The following is a 20,768-nucleotide window of genomic DNA, read 5'->3' on the forward strand; positions in this document are numbered from 1 at the left end:
AATGAAACCACCAAAAATAAATAATCAAAAACTTTCATTAATAGGCTCTGTATCATTAGGCACAGGCGTGATGATAGGTGCTGGTATTTTTGTCTTAATGGGTCAAATAGCAGAGTTGGTAGGCGATTTGTTTCCCATTGCTTTTATTGCAGGTGCCATCGTGGTTGGGTTCAGTTCTTATTCTTATGTAAAATTTTCAAACGCGTATCCTTCATCTGGAGGTGTTGCAAAATTTTTAACAAAAGCGTATGGACCAGGTACTGCTGCTGGGTCTTTCTCATTATTAATGTACGTGTCTATGGTAGTTGCAGAGAGTTTAGTTGCAGGTACTTTTGGAGCTTATGCATTGCGACTATTTCCACAGGAATATTCAGGATATGCATCAGTATTAGGTGTGGTTCTTATAGGTCTCGCTTACATTATAAATATATCCGGTAACAAGATTATTGAAACTACGGCTACGTTTACAGCAATTATTAAAGTAATTGGCATTGTACTGTTGGCAGTTTCAGGATTGATTATTTCAGGCTTACCGACCATCACGGGGAATTATGTAGCGAGTAGTAGTCAATCCTTACCCGAAGGTTTCGGTTTTATAGCTGCTTTGGCTTTATCTATACTTGCCTTTAAAGGATTTACAACTATTACGAATCAGGGAGGGGATATTAAAAATCCACATAAGAATGTTGGGCGTTCCATAATTATTTCAATAGTTATATGCACCATTATTTATGTTGTTTTGGCCTTATCAGTTGCTGGAGCATTAGGTGTTGAAGAAATAATTATAGCAAAAGATTATGCTTTGGCGGCGGCAGCAAAACCAATATTTGGCGAATGGGGTTCTATATTAACAATTATTCTTGCAATTATTGCTACGGTATCTGGGGTAATAGCTAGTGTATATTCCGCTTCAAGAATGTTAGGAATGTTAAGTAGTATGAAACAAGTGCCCAATTTAAACATCATTCAAAAACTTAAAAATCCAGCACTCATTTTCACGGTTTCTTTGGCAATACTTTTGACTATTTTGTTTGACTTAACTCGTATAGCTTCCATAGGTGCAATCTTTTATCTGATAATGGATATTGCAATTCACTGGGGACTATTTAGACATCTTAGAACAGAAGTAAAATTTAATCCAGTTATTCCTATAATAGCAATAGTAATGGATGTAGTTATTTTATCTGCATTCATTTATTTAAAATATATAAACGACCCCTTCGTGCTTATAGTAGCAGGAATAGGTATCATTCTTATATTCCTTTTTCAATTCCTTTTTATGAAATCTCATACTGATAGTGATGGTAACATGCATATGGAAATGAAGATGGATGATGAGGGAATGATGAAAATGTAAAATTTAGAAAATTATGAAACACACCTATCACATACAAGGAATGACCTGCAACGGTTGTCGAAATCACGTAGAGCAAACACTTTCTAAAGTGGAAGGTGTTACTAACGCCTCGGTAAATTTAGAGAAAGCAGAAGCTACAATCGAAATGGAATCTCACATTGCAATAGAGACGTTTCAAGAGGCTTTACAAAATGATGGTGGTCGATATAGTATTCATAATTCAGAAGAACACCAACACCATACAAAAAAGGCAAATAAAGAAGAACCAAAAGGTAAAGGAGCTGGCACCTTCTATTGCCCAATGCATTGCGAAGGCGATAAAACCTATGACAAGCCAGGCGATTGTCCTGTCTGCGGTATGGATTTGGTCGAAGAGCAAAATCTATCAGTAGTAACTTCAGAACAATGGACCTGCCCAATGCACCCAGAAGTCGTAAAAGACGAAGCTGGAGCTTGCCCTATTTGCGGAATGGATTTAGTCCCAATGGAAGCCGATAGTTCAGCAGAAGAAAAAACGTATAAAAAGTTAGTAAAGAAGTTTTGGGTTGCTGTAGCCTTCACACTACCTATTTTCATAATCGCTATGAGTGAAATGATTCCTAATAATCCATTATACGATATAATGGAGCAAAAATGGTGGAACTGGATTCAATTCGGGCTATCTATTCCAGTTGTGTTTTATGCCACTTGGATGTTTTTTGAGCGTGCCTACCGAAGCATCAAAACTTGGAATCTCAATATGTTCACGCTTATTGGCATAGGTGCCGGCGTTGCGTGGCTTTTTAGTGTTTTTGGAATGTTGTTTCCAGATTTTTTCCCCGAACAATTCAAAACAGCATCTGGTGCGGTTCACGTTTATTTTGAGGCCGCTACCGTAATTCTCACATTGGTATTGATGGGTCAAGTTTTGGAAGCCCGTGCGCATAGTAAAACCAATTCCGCAGTAAAGGAATTATTAAAGCTCGCACCCAATAAAGCAATTAAAGTAGTTAATGGAAATGAAGAAGAAGTTTCTATTGACCAGATTGAAAAAGGCGATATACTACGAGTGAAGCCGGGCGATAAAATTCCTGTAGATGGTAAGATTACTGAAGGCAAAACAACTGTGGATGAGTCGATGATTTCTGGCGAGCCAATACCTGTCGATAAAGTTGAAGGTGATAAAGTGAGCAGCGGTACAATTAACGGAAACCAGTCTTTTTTAATGAAAGCCGAAAAAGTAGGTAGCGACACCTTGCTTTCCCAAATTATACATATGGTAAACGATGCCAGTCGCAGTCGTGCACCCATTCAGAAATTAGCAGACACGGTTTCAGGTTATTTTGTTCCAGTTGTAGTTGTTATTTCACTCATCACATTTGCGGTTTGGGCAATTTGGGGTCCAGAACCTGCATATGTCTATGCATTGGTCAATGCCATCGCGGTATTGATTATTGCTTGCCCTTGCGCTTTAGGATTGGCTACACCTATGTCAGTAATGGTGGGCGTGGGTAAAGGTGCTCAAAACGGAGTGCTGATTAAAAATGCCGAAGCGCTCGAAAAAATGGATAAGGTAGACACGCTCATCGTGGATAAAACAGGAACCATAACGGAAGGAAAACCAACGGTAGAGAAAATAGGTGTTTTTGGAGACCGCTTTCGCGAAAGCGAGATTCTAAATTTTATCGCATCCCTAAACAGTTCCAGCGAGCATCCACTTGCCGAAGCTACCGTGAAATATGGAAAGGAACAGAAAACTGAAATATCCAAAACCGAAAACTTTAGCGCAGTAACAGGAAAAGGCGTAGAAGGAACAGTTGATGGAAAAAAACTCGATTTGGGAAATGCAAAGATGATGGAGTACGCAAATGCTACGCTATCCTCTGAAATGCAAACCGAAGCAAAATCTTTTCAGAAACAAGGTAAGACAGTTTCGTATCTATCCATTGATGGCGATGTTTTAGGATATGTAGTAATAGGCGATAAAATCAAAGAAACAAGCGCTAAGGCAATTAAGGAACTTCAAGAAAAAGGTATTGATGTCATTATGCTTACGGGCGATAATCACGATACAGCTCAAGCCGTAGCGAGTGAATTGAACCTTGCAAACTTTATGGCAGGAATGTTACCCGAGAACAAACTTGATGAAGTCAAAAAATTACAGGAACAAGGCAAAGTCGTAGCAATGGCGGGCGACGGTATCAACGACGCACCAGCACTCGCTAAGAGTGATGTAGGTATTGCAATGGGTACGGGAACAGATGTCGCTATTGAAAGTGCGATGATAACGCTTGTAAAAGGAGATTTGCACGGCATCGTAAAAGCAAGGAATTTAAGCCATAAAGTAATGCGGAATATTAAGCAAAATCTATTTTTTGCTTTGATATATAACACACTCGGTGTACCTATTGCAGCAGGAGTATTGTTCCCGTTTTTCGGAATTCTACTCTCGCCTATGATTGCTGCATTGGCAATGAGCTTTAGCTCGGTTTCTGTAATCGTGAATGCACTTAGACTTAAAACAAAATCAATTAACTAAACCATACTTATATGAAAAACAGTATCATTCTTTTATGCCTTATCCTCTTAGTCTCTTGTAAAGAAACTTCAAAGAATGCGCAAGAACCACAGAGTGAAGAAACGACGGAGCAAAAAACAAAAAGTGCTGAACCAGATAAGAAAAAACCATTGAGTCCACATACAAGTACAATGGCAATGGTGGGAGATGCACACATCCATTTTGACTATTCATCGCCCGGAGTTCGTAATCGAATCGTTTTTGGAGGATTACTTCCTTATGACGCTGTTTGGCAGGCAGGTGCACATAATGCAACTTGGATGGAAACAAATAAAGATTTAACCATTGATGGAAAAGTATTGAATGCTGGAAAGTATGGATTCTTTGTTATTCCTAATCAAGAAGAATGGACAATCATTTTTAATACCAATTGGGACCAACACGGTAAGGATGAATATGACGAGAATAATGATGTATTGCGATTTAAAGTAGCCCCTAAAATTTCCGAAGAAATCAAGGAACATCTAGAGTACAAAGTAACTAAGGTTAACAATACATCAGGCACAATTAGTTTAAGTTGGGAAAAGGTCATTGTTGAATTTCCATTTGAAGTAAACTAAAATGGTTAAAAGAAAGACAGCTGTTAAAATTAGAAAAGCACATCGCTATTTGGGTATCTTTTTAGGTATTCAGTTTCTGATGTGGACGATTAGTGGGATGTATTTCAGTTGGACGGACATCGACGAAATCCACGGTGACCATTTTAAGAAATCGGCACCGGTGCAGACCTCTTTTGATAATTTGCTCGGTACATCCCAACTGGCTACAAAAGAATCCGTAAAATCTTTGGAACTACTGGAAATCGCAAATGAACCTTATTATTGGATTAATGAAGCACAGCTTTATAATGCAAGAACGGGACAAAGGAAAAATGGAATTTCTAAAGAAGAGGCACAACAAGTTGCAAATAGGTATATGTTGGACGATTTAGAAATAGCAAAAATTCAATTAGTCGATTCTGTAGGGTCACATCACGAATATCGCGGTCGCCCACTTCCAGCTTATGAAATCTTGTATGAGACACCACAAAATTTAAAAGCCTATGTGGCGGTTGAAAATGGCGCTTTTCAAACGGTGAGACACAGGGATTGGCGCTGGTTTGATTTTCTTTGGATGACCCATACAATGGATTATCAGGGAAGGGATAATTTCAACACGTTGTTGTTAAGGGCATTTTCACTTTTGGGATTGATAACCGTATTGAGTGGTTTCGTTTTGTGGTATATCAGTTCCCCATCAATCAGAAAACTAGAAAAGAAGATTAAATAATTAATAACAAAAAAACCAAAAATTATGAATTCAAACGAACACGAAAACAAGAACAAAGGAATGAGCCAATACACTAAATTCTTCCTTATGCTAGGGTCATCATTTATAGCAATGTACATCACAATGTATTTAAATACCTACGAGTTTGACCACGTGTGGTTCAGTCTTACACGATTTTATATGGTGTGTCTAGGAATAGCTACTATGGCTGTTATTATGTTGTTATTTATGCTGAATATGTATAAAGACAAGAAAAAGAATATTGCAATTCTCGCAGGTAGTGTTATATTGTTTTTGGGAGCATTAGGGCTAGTACGCGACCAAAAATCCACTGTGGGCGACGTACTGTGGATGAAAGCAATGATACCGCACCATTCTATAGCAATTTTAACAAGTGAGCGTGCAGATATTAAAGACCCAGAAGTAAAAAAACTGGCAGAAGACATTATTAAGGCACAACGTAAGGAAATTGCAGAGATGAAAGCAATGATTGAACGTCTAGAAAACGAAAAATAAGATTATGAATAAGAACATTTTATATATAGCAATAGCCCTAATAATAGGTCTGGGCGCAGGCTGGCTCATTTTTGGAAACGGGTCAAGTGATACTATGGCAAACAAGGATATATCCGAGATGTCTGATCAACACGACCACTCTGGCGAGAGTGCAGACCAGATGTGGACGTGCTCAATGCATCCACAGATTATGCAACCAGAAGCTGGCGATTGTCCTATATGTGGGATGGACTTAATCCCTGCAGAAGCTGGTGCAGAAGGTCTCGCTGCAAACGAGATAAAAATGACTGAAAACGCAATGGCGTTGGCAAATATTCAAACCACTATCGTGGGCAATGCAGAAGCCAGCGATGATGATGGGATGATATCCCTTTCTGGAAAAATAGCTGCTAATGAAGAAAACAATACTGTGCAAGCCAGCTATTTCAAAGGAAGAATAGAAAGACTCAACGTCAACTATGAAGGTCAACAAGTAAATCGTGGTCAGCTGCTCGCAACCATTTACGCACCAGACCTTGTAGCGGCACAACAGGAATTGATTACCGCAGCATCGTTGAAAGAATCGCAACCCGCTTTGTATAAAGCAGTTCGCAATAAACTCAAAAACTGGAAACTTTCAGATACACAAATCAATGCTATTGAAGAAAGTGGAACGGTACGAGAGAATTTCCCGATTTATGCAACGGTTTCCGGAACGGTTTCAGAAGTAATGGCAGCACAAGGCGATTATGTAAATCAAGGACAGCCTATTGTGAAGTTGAGCAACCTCAATTCGGTTTGGGCAGAATTTGATGCCTATGAAAATCAAATAGCGCTATTCAACGTTAGGCAAAAAATCAACATCACGACCAATGCCTATCCAAATAAAGAATTTGAGGGAACAATTTCATTTATTGACCCAATTTTAAATAATGCTACAAGAACGGTAACGGTACGTGCAACCCTTCAAAATAGAGACGACCTATTTAAACCAGGAATGTTTGTTACAGGTAAGGTTAAAGGCGCAACACAAACTATGGAAAACACCCTTACCGTGCCTGCAAGTGCTGTGTTATGGACGGGCGAGCGCTCATTGGTATATGTGAAAACCAATCCTAACGAGCCTGTATTTGAAATGCACGAAGTAACCTTGGGCAATCGCTCTGGCGAAACTTACCAAGTATCGGCCGGATTAAATAATGGCGATGAAATTGTTACCAATGGAACATTTACAGTAGATGCAGCGGCACAGTTACAGGGTAAAAAATCAATGATGAATCAGCAAATGATGCAGGATGAATCGGCTATGATGGGTGCTATGGAAATGAGTTTCAGTAATGCGTTTAGTTCTGATTTCAACAAAGCATTACCATCATATCTCAAAATGAAAGATGCGCTTGTAGCAAGCGATGCAAGTCAGGTTTCCGCTTTCGCGAAAGCGACATCAGAAAAATTAAAGGAAATTTTTATAACAGAATTAGGCAAAATGGAAAAGCAACATCTTACTAAAAGTATCGAGATGCTGGATGCCATTGCGACCAATGACAATTTGGAAAACCAGCGCGCTCACTTTGTAATCCTAAACGAAAATATAGTGCCTATCGCAATGAACATTGAAAACTCGGCTAATTATTACGTCCAAAAATGCCCAATGGCAAACAACAATAAGGGCGCAGTATGGTTAAGTACTGAAGAAGAAATAAAGAACCCTTATTATGGCGATGCGATGTTGACCTGTGGTAGTGTGATTGATTCGTTGTAAAAACCCTTTGCAATTCAATTGCATCATTATTCTTTTATCTTTGTATAATTAATGAAAGCATTTTATTCTATATCAATGTCAATGTTATTCCTTTTTCAAGGAATAACGGCCAATATGGAAATATGTGAACAAATAGAGAAATTCTCACATTTTATATCACATTATCAAATGCATAAAGAGTATGGTGGAGATACCTTTTATGAATATGTAGTAGAGGTAATATTTAGTGATCAAGCCGATAATAAAGACCATCACGACGGCTCGCACGATGATAGTGCACCTGTACATTCACACCATCAATGCTGTCATCCTACAGTTTTCTTAACGCCTTCTAACGCTTTGGCCTTAAAGCCACTTCTTTTTAAAGAAAGAGCGACATATTCACATTATTCTTTTCAATTTAATTCCAGATATCTGGAATCACTTTTCCAGCCACCACGGGCATAATTCAGTTTTCATAGGATAACTATATCCTTTTTTGAAGTTTTCCTAATGGGAATACTCAACTATGTTTTTGCTACGCGAAAACGCAAACTCGTTTTTTAACTGAATTAATACATTAATCTATGATTAACAGAATCATTGATTTTTCAATCAATAACAAATTTATTATTGGCTTGTTTACCTTGACTCTTGTAGGTGTCGGTATCTGGTCAATGGCAACGGTAAATCTTGGGTCTGTGCCAGATATTACCAATAATCAAGTGCAAGTCATCACGCAATCGCCCAATCTGGGAACGGAAGATATTGAACAGTTCGTGACCTATCCTGTAGAATTATCTATGGGTAATTTACCCGGCGTTACAGAAATAAGATCTATCTCACGTTTCGGACTCTCTGTAGTAACCATCGTTTTTGAAGACGATATGGGAACCTATCTTCCTCGACAGCTGGTACAGGAAAAACTAAACGAACTGGGCGAATCTATCCCTGAAAAATTTGGAAGTCCATCTATGGGTCCCATCTCTACTGGTTTAGGTCAAATCTATGAATACACTATAAAGCCAGAGGAGGGTTTTGAAAACAAGTATTCGCCTATGGAACTGCGCACCGTGCAAGATTGGGTTATCAAACGACAACTCACATTACTGGAAGGCGTGGTAGAGGTCAACTCTTATGGAGGCAGTATTAAACAGTACGAGGTCGCTGTCAACCCAGATAAGTTGAATAGTTTGGGTATTAGTATTTCACAAGTGTATGAGGCTCTCGCTCGGAACAATGTGAATACAGGCGGTGCTTACATAGAAAAAAATAAAATGTCAAATTTCATAAGAGGTGAAGGTCTTATTCGCTCTTTGGAAGACATCAAGAATATCTCGATTATCAACGAAGGCAACATTCCCGTAACTATTGGAGATGTTGCAACACGCGTCCATTTTGGGAATCAGGTACGTTATGGTGCTTTTACGCAAGACGGTAAGGAAGCCGTAGGAGGAATAATAATGATGCTAAAAGGTTCAAACCCTAATGCGGTTATTCAAAATGTTAAGAATCGTATGGCAGAAATTGAAAAATCCCTGCCAGAAGGTCTCACTATCGCCCCTATCATTGATCGTAGTGAGCTAATTGCCAGAACGACCGATACCGTTAAAACCAATTTACTGGAAGGCGCCCTAATCGTGATATTTGCCCTTGTTTTATTGTTGGGTAGTTTAAGAGGTGGCATCATAACGGCCACGACCATACCGTTGTCCTTGCTTTTTGCCTTTATATTAATGAAGCAATTTAATGTATGGGCAAACTTAATGAGCTTGGGAGCTATTGATTTTGGGATTATCATAGATGGTGCGGTAATTATTATAGAAGGAACGGTTTATGAGATCCAAAAACGGATTAGGTCTGGCAAGCTAAAATTCAATCAAGGCGTGATGGATAAAGTGGCTTATGATGCAGGAAGCACGATGATGGGTTCCGCTTTTTTTGGACAGATAATTATCCTCATCGTTTTTACGCCTATACTTTTTCTAACTGGTGTAGAAGGTAAAATGTTTAAACCTATGGCATACACCTTTGGGTTTGCAATGATAGGTGCCATCATCTTGTGTCTCACGTATGTGCCTATGATGGCAGCGCTTTTTATGAAACCAGTACAAAATACCAAAAACTGGTTCGGCAGGTTTGAGCGCTGGCTCGAAAAAATAAGTGATAAAATTATAGGTGCTATTCATAGTGCATATATGCCATTATTAAAGGGAGCCCTTAAACTAAAACTTATTGTTTTATCAGCTGCTGCCGTATTACTTCTTATTGCTGGTTTTATCTTTTCTAATATGGGTGGAGAATTTGTGCCCCAGCTTGATGAAGGAGATCTAGCAATGCAAGCGCTCATTAGACCAGGAAGTTCATTATCCGAATCTATTGAAGTTTCCAAGAAAATAGAAACTATCCTATTAGAAAGTTTCCCTGAAATCAAGACGGTAACTGCTCGTATAGGTGTTGCAGATATTCCTACCGATCCTATGCCTATGGATATTGCAGATATGTACATCATCCTAAACAAGGATATGGACGAGTGGACAACAGCTTCTACTAAAGAAGGTTTGATAGATGCTATAAGAGATAAACTGGATGATGAACTCGTGGGTGTAAATTTAGTTTTTACCCAACCAGTAGAGTTACGATTTAACGAGCTGTTAGAAGGCGTAAGAGAAGATATTGCTGTAAAGCTGTATGGCGAAGATTTAGATGTGTTATCACAAAAGGTTCAGGAAATGGCAGCGATTATACAGACCGTTCCTGGCGCTGGTGATGTGAGTGCAGAACGAACTGCAGGATTACCACAGATGACCGTAAAATATAAGCGTGATAAAATGGCGCAATATGGACTGGATATTCAAAAAGTAAATGATTACATAAGTACCGCATTCGCTGGCGGAACCGCAGGAGTAATTTTTGAAGGCGAGAAACGATTTGATCTCGTGGTACGATTTGATGAAAGCCATAGAAAAAGTATCGATGACCTACGCAATATGTATATCGATCTTAAGGATGGCAATCAGATACCCATTATCGAAATAGCCGAAATTGAATACGTCCCTGGACCTATGCAAATTTCACGTGACAATACGTATAGAAGAACCTACGTAGGTGTAAATGCAAGAGGCAGGGATGTGGAGTCTGTAGTAAAAGATATTCAGCAAAAATTAGATGAAGAACTGGACTTGCCATCAGGCTATTATATTACCTATGGTGGCGAGTTTGAAAATCTACAAAGCGCAAAGGATCGTTTGATAATCGTTGTGCCCATCGCCCTGTTTTTAATATTTATACTGCTGTACTTTGCCTTAAAATCCTTTTCACAATCGCTAATGATTTACATAGCGATTCCCTTGGCGGCCATCGGTGGTGTGTTTGCCCTATGGTTGCGGGATATGCCATTTAGTATTTCGGCAGGTGTCGGCTTTATTGTGCTATTTGGTGTTGCAGTTCTTAACGGACTGGTACTTATAAACCGATTTAATTCCTTAAAAGAAGAAGGTGTGATAAGTATAAAGGATAGAATATTTCAAGGGACTAAAGAACGTATTCGTCCCATTATGCTCACGGCCACCACTGATATTTTCGGCTTTTTACCTATGGCATTTTCCACATCGGCCGGTGCAGAAGTCCAACAGCCGCTCGCTACGGTAGTTATCGGTGGAATGCTTACAGCTACGCTGCTCACGTTGGTCGTGCTTCCCGTACTATATACCTTTATAGAAAAGAGACGCGAGCGCAAAGAGCAGAATAAGATTGGTTCGTTTAATCCGCAAGGCTTGACTACGATTTTGATAGTTGGTTTTATGTTAGGTGGCACCGCTTTCGCGCCTGCCCAGAGCGCAGTCGAAGGGAGAGCGCAACAATCACAAGCACCTGTGCAAGATCTCATTGCTAAGGACAGCATCAGGCCCATCACATTATCACGAGCTGTAGAAATTGCCAAAGAAAATTATCCTGTACTCAAAGCAAGCCAACTCGAAATCGAAAGACAGAATGCACTCTCAGGCAATGCCTACGACTTCGGTAGTACACAGATCTTTACGGGTGGCGAAGAAGTGGCCGATGGTCAAGGTATTTATACCTTGATAGGTATCGGTCAACAAAATATTGATCTACTGGGAATAGGTGCTAAAAAACGTTTGCAACAACAACGCATCCAGTTAGCCGAAACAGCTCTTGACCTTTCGGAAATCCAGATAGAACGGGAAGTCAAAAAGGCCTGGTCAGAAGCTTTTCAGGCAAAGAAGAAGTTTGTTTTGTACCGAGAACTGGACAGCATTTATGATCAGTTTGCACAATCTGTAGAACTCAATTATGAAGTGGAAGCCATTTCAAGACTGGAATATGCTGCTGCGCGCAATCAAGCACTACAAATTAACAATAAGTTTCAGCAGGCAGAAACAGACTATTTCATCGCCTTGCAAAAGCTCAACCTTTGGTTGACACCAGATGCGATGTACGGCGTTTCTGATGAATTGGGAGCTAGTGAAATTTCAATTTTAGAGTCTAATAATACATTGAATGATCATCCTGAGTTATCGCTTTCGCGAAAGCGTATAGACGAAGCACAAGCAAGCTATGACGCAGCAAGGGCAAATTTACTGCCCCAGTTTAATCTGCAAGGTGGCCTGCAACGTGTCAATGGCGATAGTGGTTTTTATACCTATCAAGCTGGGATTTCCATACCACTGTTTTCTGGACCTGTCCGTAGTCGTGCAAAGGCTGCTAAACTCGATGCACAGATTGCAGAAACCAATGCAGCCTTTAAACAGCGTGAGCTACAATCGCAATTCATACAGGCACAACAAAATTATGCACGATGGCGGGATACCTGGTTTTTCTATAAAACCGAAGCTTTGCCACTTGCCATAGACCAGCGCAAAGGTGCATTGCTGGCATACAAAGAAGGAGCGCTGGATTATGCAGCATTTACGCAAATAATACGTGATGCCATACAGACCGAAATGGACGCGCTCGATGCACTTGATAAATATTTAGAAGCCCTGTTTGATTTACAATATTTCCAAAACTAAAAAAGATGAAAACGATAAAATATATACCGATTACCGCAATGTTTTTTGCATTGACATTACTCAGCTGTGGCGACACAAAATCTGAAGATGGCCACGATGAAGCCACCCATTCTGATACAGAAGAAAACAATTCTGAGGGTGAGACCGGTCAAGAAAACCTTAACGAAGGCGAAGCTCAAGAAGTAATGCTCACGGCACAGCAGTTTGATGCCTTACAAATGGAAATTGACACGCTCGCGCAACGCAATATGAGTGGTTATGTAGAAGCAAACGGTACGCTGGAAGTACCACCGCAAAACGAAGCAAATATTACCGCGCTTGCAGGAGCAAATGTGGCATCCATAGAGGTTATAGAAGGAGACGAAGTCAAAAAGAATCAAGCGGTGGCTTATTTATCACATCCCAGCATCATCCAGATTCAATCAGATTATTTGAACGCTTACAGCAATAGTAAATTTCTGAAACAGGAATATGAACGTCAAAAAAGACTTTATGAAGCTGGTGTAGCATCAGGAATGAATTTCCAAAAAGCAACGGCAGACTATCAGTCATCTACCGCAATGGTAAAAGGGCTTGAAGCGCAGTTGCGACAGTACAACATCAATACGAGTGGTGTGCGCAATGGTACTATCTATCAGAGTGTGGCATTGCGCAGTCCCATAGCAGGTGTCGTAGAAAAAGTATTTATAAAGACTGGGCAATATGTGGAGCCACAGACCAACTTAATGCAAATAGTAGATACAGACCACGTGCACGCAGATTTAATGGTTTTTGAAAAAGATGTGGACAAAGTGAAGAAAGGCCAAAAAGTACGTTTCAGTATTCAATCGAGGCCAGGAAAAGAGATGGAAGCCGAAATTTATTCGGTTAGTCAAACTTTTGAGCAAGATCCAAAAGCGGTTCACGTTCACGCTGAAATTGAGAATAAAGGAGGTGGTCTTATCCCTGGTATGTATATAAAAGGTAAAATTGAAGTTGATTACCAACAGACTACTGCACTACCTGAAAGTGCCATAGTTACAGAAGCTGGAAAGAATTATGTATTTACAGCGCAAAAAGAAGGCGATGCTTGGAGTTTTAAACCAGTAGAGGTTACAACAGGCGAGAAAGATGGCGACTGGATAGCCATACGCTTTTTTGAAACCCCAGATCCTAACACACGTTTTGCATTCAACAATGCCTATTACCTGATGGGAGAAATGAAAAAGGGAGAAACTGAACACGAACATTAATTACTATGGATAAGACAAGAAAAAATAATCTTAAACAAGCCAGAACACTACAGATTTGGAACGTTATTTATGATGTTATTGAAGTAGTGGTCTCGCTTATAGCAGGATTTACGGCCAATAGTTCGGCATTGATTGGTTGGGGATTAGACAGCACAATTGAAGTCGTAAGTGCGGGAACATTAGGCTGGCGACTACACGGCGAGATTAAAGGTATTGATGAAGAAAAAGTAAAACGAAGACAAAAAGTTACTCTTAATGTAATTGCAATTTCATTTGCGCTCATCTGTGTTTTCATTTCGTATGACTCCATTACAAAGCTTATAAATCAAGAAACTGCAAACTGGAGTACGATGGGACTAATCATATTATTGGTTTCCCTGGTTGTAAATCCTATCCTGATCTATTTCAAAAGAAAATATGGAAAGAAACTGGACAGTCCAGCTTTAATGGCCGATGCCAAGGATACCTTTATTTGCTTGTACCAGACCGTGGTCGTACTTATAGGTTTACTATTGGTCAATTGGTTAGGCTGGTGGTGGGCAGACCCTGTGGCAGCATTGCTTATCGTGCCCTATGCGGCAAAAGAAGGCTGGGAAGCCTACAACAAAGCCAGAAACATCAATTATAACATCGCGAAAAATGACTGAAATAGAAAAAACATTGAGCGATCATAAGGTGCGTCCTACCGCAATGCGCATTTTGATCTACAAATATCTGGCTCAACAAAAGATTGCACTGGCTTTGCTTGATATAGAGACCGCTTTCGCGAAAGCGGAACGATCTACCATCTTTAGAACATTAAAAACTTTTGAAGAGAACGGTATTGTACACCAAATAGAAGATGGTACCGGAATCACTAAGTACGCACTTTGTGAGCCAGGTTGCAATTGCGAGATAGATCAAGATTTACACTTGCATTTTCATTGCAGTAATTGTGATGAAACTGTTTGCTTGACAGAACATAAAATACCACACATCAACCTTCCAGATGGCTACGTAGCCGAAGATGTAAATCTTGTTGTGACAGGTGTTTGTGAAAAGTGCAGTAGTTGACATTGCACAACAGTTGCGCAACTATTTTTTGCATTTTTGTACTTAATGAATTAAATAAAATGAAAAATAAATTAGCGGTTACAAGTATCCTAACAGCAATTACAGCTTCATTGTGTTGCATCACACCTGTTTTGGCATTAATTGCAGGAACAAGTGGTGTAGCTTCAACTTTTTCTTGGATAGAACCATTTAGACCTTACTTAATAGGGCTAACAATATTAGTTCTTCTGTTTGCTTGGTATCAAAAATTGAAACCAGAAAAAGAAATAGACTGCGAATGTGAAACGGATGAAAAACCAAAATTTATGTATTCAAAAACCTTTTTAGGTATTGTAACGGCATTTGCAATTGTGATGTTGGCTTTCCCATACTACTCAAGTATGTTATATCCAAAAACCGAAAAACAAATCATAATAGTTAATAACTCAAATATCAAAACAACAGAGTATAAAATAAGCGGTATGACCTGTGCCAGTTGTGAAGCACACGTAAACCACGAAGTAAATAAACTCAACGGAATTGTAAATTCAAAAACATCATACGAAAATGCTAACGCAATTATTAAGTATGATAAAACTAAAACGAACGAAACGGAAATTGAGAAAGCAATTAATGCTACAGGGTATAAAGTAACTGATAAAAAATAAAATTGATGCAAACCATATTAAAATCGGAAATCACTTGCCCAGCCTGTGGTTATAAAAAAGAAGAAAATATGCCAACAAATGCCTGTCAGTTCTTTTATGAATGTAAGGATTGTAAAATAGTTCTCAAACCAAAGGAAGGAGATTGCTGCGTGTATTGCTCATACGGAACCGTTCCTTGTCCACCAATTCAACAAAACAAAAGTTGTTGCTAACACAAAATTAGATGAAAAAGAAAAAAGTAAACTTACGTGACATAGACCCAAAAGAACATCAAGGCGAACATTCTCACGATGATGGTCACAATCACGATCACGGAGATGGAAGTGCATTTAAAACGTACATCCCTGCGATAGTAAGCTTTCTAATGCTTATTCTAGGCATAGCTGTTGATTATTTTGATGCCATTCCAGCCTTTAAAGGTTGGGTACGGATTGTTTGGTACACCATTGCTTATTTACCTGTAGGTTTTCCAGTTATTAAAGAAGGTTGGAAAAGTATTATGCGTGGAGACGTCTTTACAGAATTTTTCTTAATGTCCATTGCCACCTTGGGTGCATTTGCGATTGGAGAATATCCAGAAGGGGTAGCCGTAATGCTGTTTTATGCTGTGGGCGAACTCTTCCAGAATGCGGCTGTTAACCGTGCAAAAGGAAATATAAAAGCCCTACTCGATGTAAGACCAAATGAAGCACTTGTATATCGCAATGGAGACTACATAGCGGTAGATCCTGAAACTGTTGAGATAGGCGAGAAAATTCAAGTACGTGTGGGCGAGAAAGTACCATTAGATGGGATTTTACTTTCAGATAAAGGCTCGTTCAATACCGCAGCACTCACAGGCGAAAGCAAACCTGATACTATTGCAAAAGGCGATAGTGTTTTTGCTGGAAGTATTAATCTCGATGGAGTTATTGAAGTTGAAACAACAAAAGAATTTAAGGACAGTTCCATTGCACGTATTCTCGATATGGTGCAAAACGCAACTGCTAGAAAATCAAAAACGGAATTGTTCATTAGAAAATTTGCGCGGATTTATACGCCTATCGTTGTATTCCTTGCCATCGGCCTGACGTTTCTTCCTTACTTTTTTGTAGATAATTATGTGTTTAGAGATTGGTTATATCGTGCATTAATATTCCTCGTGATTTCGTGTCCTTGTGCTTTGGTTATCTCGATACCGCTAGGTTATTTCGGTGGTTTGGGAGCTGCTTCACGTAATGGTATTCTTTTTAAGGGTGCGTCCTTTCTCGATGCAATGACTCAAGTTAATACCGTAGTGATGGATAAGACGGGAACGGTCACTAAAGCAGTATTTAAGATTAAAGAAATTGTTACTGGTTCCGCTTTCGCGAAAGCAGAATTTATGAAATACCTAATGGCAATGGAAGAGCAATCCACGCATCCAATAGCAATAGCCATTATGGAATATAAGGCTGAAGGAGCAGATTATAATGCTACAGACGTTTCTGAAATTGCAGGTAAAGGTTTGAAAGGTAGCGTAAATGGAAAAACAGTCTTAGTTGGGAACAAAGCATTGATGACAGCACATCAGATAGAAGTTCCAACAGCAACCGATAACATTGTTGAGTCTATAGTGATGGTAGGCATAGATGGCGCATTTGCAGGTTATGTAACAATCGCCGATGAATTGAAAGACGATGCGCATCAAGCGATCAAAAAAATAAGGGCAGCAGGAATCGATAAGATTATTATGCTTTCTGGAGATAAGGATTCTATCACTCAAGAAGTAGCAAAAGAATTAGGCATCGACTGGGCAAAAGGTGGAATGCTTCCAGAAGAAAAACTCAATGAGGTGGAAAAATTAAAACAGCAACCAGATACTAAGGTGGCTTTTATAGGTGATGGTATTAATGATGCGCCTGTACTTGCGGCTAGTGATGTAGGAATCGCGATGGGCGGTCTTGGTAGCGATGTGGCTATTGAAACCGCAGATGTTATTATACAAACAGATCAACCCAGTAAAATCTCAAGAGCGATAAAAATAGGCCGTTCTACACGTCGGGTTGTTTGGCAAAATATCATACTTGCCTTTGGCGTGAAAGTTATTGTTTTAATATTAGGCGCTGGAGGTCTCGCCACAATGTGGGAAGCAGTCTTTGCTGATGTAGGTGTAGCATTGCTCGCTATTCTCAATGCCGTTAGATTGCAGAAAATGAAGTGGGATTAATGTCTTTCTTTTAAAATAGTATTTCAAGCCTCTTAATTTTAGGGGGCTTTCTATTATGTGATTGATTCCGCTCCAGCCCTTCCCCTTTCATTCCGCAGAAAAAGCTCCATTCCAAGAAAAGAGCTTCACTCACAAAAACTTGAACACAATCTCAAAGTTAAAAGGATGGTGAAAATAGAAATGGCTGACTAGAGACTATAGCATATTTAACCTAGAAGGAACTTTGAGATAGCGTTCGCTAAAAAAAATCATACTAAAACCTGCGTTTATTATCCCTGATTTTTCCCCTTTTAAGCTTTTTGAAGTGTTGATAACCCAATTTTCTCCTGTTAGTAATATTTCTACCACATTTTCAAATTCTATCAAATCATCCCAAATAAAATTAATTGAAATTTTCACTCATTAATTTTGAATGATTTTATTACTCTTTGATACAACTAACTGATTTGAAGTTATCTGTGAATAACTATTGCCTTTTTTTACTGCTCCATAGGTCCGTTCTTTTACCTTTACTGCACACTTCCCACTAAGGGAAAGACAAAAGCGCTTTTGTCCATTTTGTAATCTAAAAAACAAATCAAATGGACAATTTTTTGATACTCGAACGGCTGGACCGTCTCGAAAAATTATTGATAGGAAGCAAGGAAGTACTTACCCTTGAGGAAACCTGTGATTATACCGGAATATCCAGAAGCTACCTCTACAAACTGACCGCCTCGGGCAAGATCCCACACTCCAAACCCAACGGGAAAATGATCTACTTCGAACGTAGAAAGATAGACAGATGGTTACTGCGCAATGAGCAGAAACTTCATCATACGGACGGCTAATTGCAAAGGTTATGAAAGCGATCCATTCACAGCTCTACACAGTTACAGACCCTAAGAAAAAGACCATCTATGATTATACCATAGAGTACCTTCTGGAAAAATATGACATCTACTATAATGAGATTTCCCACGATTTCCAGATTTCGATGCGAGGAAAGAAACAATGGCAGTATATCAATCTCAATTCACTTATTATCGAGCTCACCAAAGCTGGGATCGACATCAGCACCTCAAAGCTGGAAATCCTCATCAAGTCTGAACTCATCCCTAAATATAATCCGATTAGAGAGTACTTTGAATCCCTAAGTGCCTGGGATGGGTTTGACCACATCGGTAAACTAGCATCCTACGTGCCGGTGTATGACAATAAAGCGTTTGTTTATCATTTTAAGAAATGGTTGGTGCGTGCCATAAAGTGTGCCCTGGAACCCGGTTACTTTAATAAGCAGGCACTTATCATAAGCCATAGCGGGCAGAGTTCCGGTAAATCTACTTGGTGCCGTTTCCTGTGCCCGCCAGAGCTGTCAGAGTATATGGCCGAGGATATCAATAGCGATAAGGATGCACGTATCCAGTTGTGCCGGAATTTTCTCTATAACCTTGATGAGCTTGCGGTACTCTCAAAGAACGATGTGAATGCGCTAAAGGCCTTTTTCTCAAAAACGTTTATCAACGAAAGATTACCATATGACAGAAAGAACACCATCCTGCCCAGAATCTGCTCGTTTATGGGATCGACCAATATGTCCTCTTTTCTCAATGACGAAACGGGTTCCGTGAGATGGCTCTGTTTTGAGCTGATGCAACCCATCAACTTTGACTATAAAAAGGACCTAGATATCAAAAACGTTTGGACACAAGCGTACCATCTAGCGTATAGCGACAAAAGTTTCAACCCAGAACTTACCGTCCAAGATGTAAATGAGAACGAAGAGCGCAACCAGCGGTATACTAAAATGACCACCGAACAGGAACTCATCGCCAAATACTATTTGAAGTCAGATCAAGAGAAGGATTTTGTAACCGCCACGGATATTATGGTGAGTTTGAACTGTCTCAACATTAGGATCAGCCAGGTCAACTTGGGCCGTGCGCTTTCGGGGTTTGGATACCAGAGGGTCAAACATCCCAAGCGAAGAATCTATGGCTATCTGGCCAAACGGAACTTTAAGGACTCGCCCTATGAAATAGGCTGATGAAAGAAAAAAGAGCAAATCCTCTTACCATGCTACCACAAATTTTCTAAAGTCCTATAAACAGTAACACCATTTGTGGTAGGATGTTCAATAACCATCTTACCACAAACCTACCTAACCTACCACACAACTGTGGTAAGATGGGTAAGATGAAAAAACAGTCCTAAGAACCATCAACCCCTGTAAACAAAAGGCTGGGTAAGATGGTAAGATGTTTTAGCAATTTTAAACTATTCACAGATGAAAACTATAAAACTATCCTGTAAGGAAGCCCGCGATATCTCTATTGTAGAGATGTTGGCTGTTCTAGGACACTTTCCAAAACGCCAGTCGGAAAGGGAAGCCTGGTACCTGAGTCCATTTCGGTCAGAAACAGAAGCATCCTTCAAAGTTTCTCTTTCGCTCAACAGGTGGTACGATCACGGAGAAGGCATTGGCGGGAATTGTATCGATTTGGTTTGTAAGATTAAAGAGTGTTCAGTAGGAACTGCACTTTATTTTTTGAAACACTTAGATTTTCAAACAACAGCGCCCATTCTAAAGTTGAGTAGTACGCTTTCGCGAAAGCTAAAAATTACAGAGGTCAAAGAGATTGAAAATTCAAATTTGATAACGTATTTGAGTGAGCGGAAAATCCCAATAAATATCGCAAAAAGATATTGCAGAGAGGTTCATTATGTATGGTCTGGCCGATCCTATTATTCCATCGGTCTGAAAAACCGGTCAGAGGGATGGGAGCTGAGAAATGCATACTGTAAGAACGGTTCGTCCCCAAAGGATATAACCCTAATCTTGAAAAAAGGAAGTAAAAATCTGGCCGTGGTTGAGGGAATGTTCGACCTGCTTTCACTGGTCAAAGAGGAACTGAACTATTTAAAGGAGGCGTCAATATTGGTTCTTAATTCCATTTCCTTTTTGGAGAAAGCATTTCCGATCATAAGGGAATTTGAAAATGTAGCACTCTATCTAGACAGGGATGAAGCTGGCAGAAAGGCAACCTCAAAATTATTGAACAGGCATACAAATACAATAGACAGATCTGATTTATACACTGATTATCATGACCTCAATGATTGGATCGTGAACAGGGTAAAATGACACAGCGCGAAGCAAAGCAAGATGTGTGCCTGTGGCCACAAATCTTGCTTTGCTCCCGAAGGTCGCAAAGTT

General features: G+C 39.6%; 18 protein-coding genes. 17 read left to right on the forward strand and 1 reads right to left on the reverse strand.

Features of this window, described 5'->3' with window-relative positions; genetic code table 11:
• The first annotated feature begins 1 nt into the window (after position 1).
• From JM84_RS02600 to JM84_RS02665, 14 genes are all read left to right on the forward strand, one after another.
• Positions 2–1,357 carry an APC family permease gene (locus JM84_RS02600; protein ID WP_144782603.1) on the forward strand — a complete coding sequence of 452 codons (1,356 nt, stop codon included), beginning with the start codon at positions 2–4 and terminating at the stop codon, positions 1,355–1,357.
• A 13-nt stretch (positions 1,358–1,370) separates the two neighbouring features.
• A complete protein-coding gene (locus JM84_RS02605) occupies positions 1,371–3,875 on the forward strand; it encodes a heavy metal translocating P-type ATPase (RefSeq protein ID WP_144782605.1) in 2,505 nt (834 codons plus the stop codon).
• Positions 3,876–3,886: 11 nt separating this feature from the next.
• Positions 3,887–4,474, forward strand: coding sequence for a DUF2911 domain-containing protein (locus JM84_RS02610; protein WP_144782607.1), 588 nt, complete (start codon positions 3,887–3,889; stop codon positions 4,472–4,474).
• A 1-nt stretch (position 4,475) separates the two neighbouring features.
• Complete coding sequence (locus JM84_RS02615; protein WP_144782609.1) at positions 4,476–5,183, forward strand: PepSY domain-containing protein; 708 nt, start codon at positions 4,476–4,478, stop codon at positions 5,181–5,183.
• Between the two features lie 24 nt (positions 5,184–5,207).
• Complete coding sequence (locus JM84_RS02620) at positions 5,208–5,699, forward strand: DUF305 domain-containing protein (protein WP_174270037.1); 492 nt, start codon at positions 5,208–5,210, stop codon at positions 5,697–5,699.
• Positions 5,700–5,703: 4 nt separating this feature from the next.
• The gene (locus JM84_RS02625; protein WP_144782611.1) at positions 5,704–7,440 is read left to right on the forward strand and encodes an efflux RND transporter periplasmic adaptor subunit; all 1,737 of its coding nucleotides are present in this window, start codon (positions 5,704–5,706) and stop codon (positions 7,438–7,440) included.
• 114 nt (positions 7,441–7,554) lie between these two features.
• Positions 7,555–7,887 (forward strand): hypothetical protein, encoded by a 333-nt coding sequence (locus JM84_RS02630; RefSeq protein ID WP_261375690.1) that lies wholly within the window; start codon positions 7,555–7,557, stop codon positions 7,885–7,887.
• A 119-nt stretch (positions 7,888–8,006) separates the two neighbouring features.
• On the forward strand, positions 8,007–12,452 hold the full coding sequence (locus tag JM84_RS02635) for a CusA/CzcA family heavy metal efflux RND transporter (protein ID WP_144782615.1): 4,446 nt from the start codon (positions 8,007–8,009) through the stop codon (positions 12,450–12,452).
• A 5-nt stretch (positions 12,453–12,457) separates the two neighbouring features.
• Positions 12,458–13,684 carry an efflux RND transporter periplasmic adaptor subunit gene (locus JM84_RS02640; protein ID WP_144782617.1) on the forward strand — a complete coding sequence of 409 codons (1,227 nt, stop codon included), beginning with the start codon at positions 12,458–12,460 and terminating at the stop codon, positions 13,682–13,684.
• Between the two features lie 5 nt (positions 13,685–13,689).
• Complete coding sequence (locus JM84_RS02645; RefSeq protein WP_144782619.1) at positions 13,690–14,331, forward strand: cation diffusion facilitator family transporter; 642 nt, start codon at positions 13,690–13,692, stop codon at positions 14,329–14,331.
• Positions 14,324–14,737, forward strand: coding sequence for a Fur family transcriptional regulator (locus tag JM84_RS02650; RefSeq protein WP_013188075.1), 414 nt, complete (start codon positions 14,324–14,326; stop codon positions 14,735–14,737). The genes JM84_RS02645 and JM84_RS02650 overlap by 8 nt, the downstream gene beginning before the upstream one ends.
• Before the next feature lie 59 nt (positions 14,738–14,796).
• On the forward strand, positions 14,797–15,384 hold the full coding sequence (merTP, locus tag JM84_RS02655) for a mercuric transport protein MerTP (RefSeq protein ID WP_121917036.1): 588 nt from the start codon (positions 14,797–14,799) through the stop codon (positions 15,382–15,384).
• 5 nt (positions 15,385–15,389) lie between these two features.
• A complete protein-coding gene (locus JM84_RS15440; RefSeq protein ID WP_083798876.1) occupies positions 15,390–15,596 on the forward strand; it encodes a GDCCVxC domain-containing (seleno)protein in 207 nt (68 codons plus the stop codon).
• Between the two features lie 11 nt (positions 15,597–15,607).
• A complete protein-coding gene (locus JM84_RS02665; protein WP_144782621.1) occupies positions 15,608–17,572 on the forward strand; it encodes a heavy metal translocating P-type ATPase in 1,965 nt (654 codons plus the stop codon).
• Positions 17,573–17,767: 195 nt separating this feature from the next.
• On the opposite strand, the gene JM84_RS02670 is transcribed toward JM84_RS02665, so the two are convergent.
• The gene (locus JM84_RS02670; protein WP_013750612.1) at positions 17,768–17,971 is read right to left on the reverse strand and encodes a hypothetical protein; all 204 of its coding nucleotides are present in this window, start codon (positions 17,969–17,971) and stop codon (positions 17,768–17,770) included.
• 182 nt (positions 17,972–18,153) lie between these two features.
• On the opposite strand from JM84_RS02670, the gene JM84_RS02675 reads away from it, so the two are divergent.
• From JM84_RS02675 to JM84_RS02685, 3 genes are all read left to right on the forward strand, one after another.
• Positions 18,154–18,402, forward strand: a complete 249-nt coding sequence (locus JM84_RS02675; RefSeq protein WP_013750611.1) for a helix-turn-helix domain-containing protein — start codon at positions 18,154–18,156, stop codon at positions 18,400–18,402.
• Between the two features lie 11 nt (positions 18,403–18,413).
• Positions 18,414–19,598 carry a VapE domain-containing protein gene (locus JM84_RS02680; RefSeq protein WP_013750610.1) on the forward strand — a complete coding sequence of 395 codons (1,185 nt, stop codon included), beginning with the start codon at positions 18,414–18,416 and terminating at the stop codon, positions 19,596–19,598.
• A 240-nt stretch (positions 19,599–19,838) separates the two neighbouring features.
• Complete coding sequence (locus JM84_RS02685) at positions 19,839–20,696, forward strand: toprim domain-containing protein (RefSeq protein ID WP_013750609.1); 858 nt, start codon at positions 19,839–19,841, stop codon at positions 20,694–20,696.
• The last annotated feature ends 72 nt before the right edge of the window (positions 20,697–20,768 follow it).

The organism is Dokdonia sp. Hel_I_63 (genome assembly GCF_007827285.1).
Classification (GTDB): Bacteria; Bacteroidota; Bacteroidia; order Flavobacteriales; family Flavobacteriaceae; genus Dokdonia.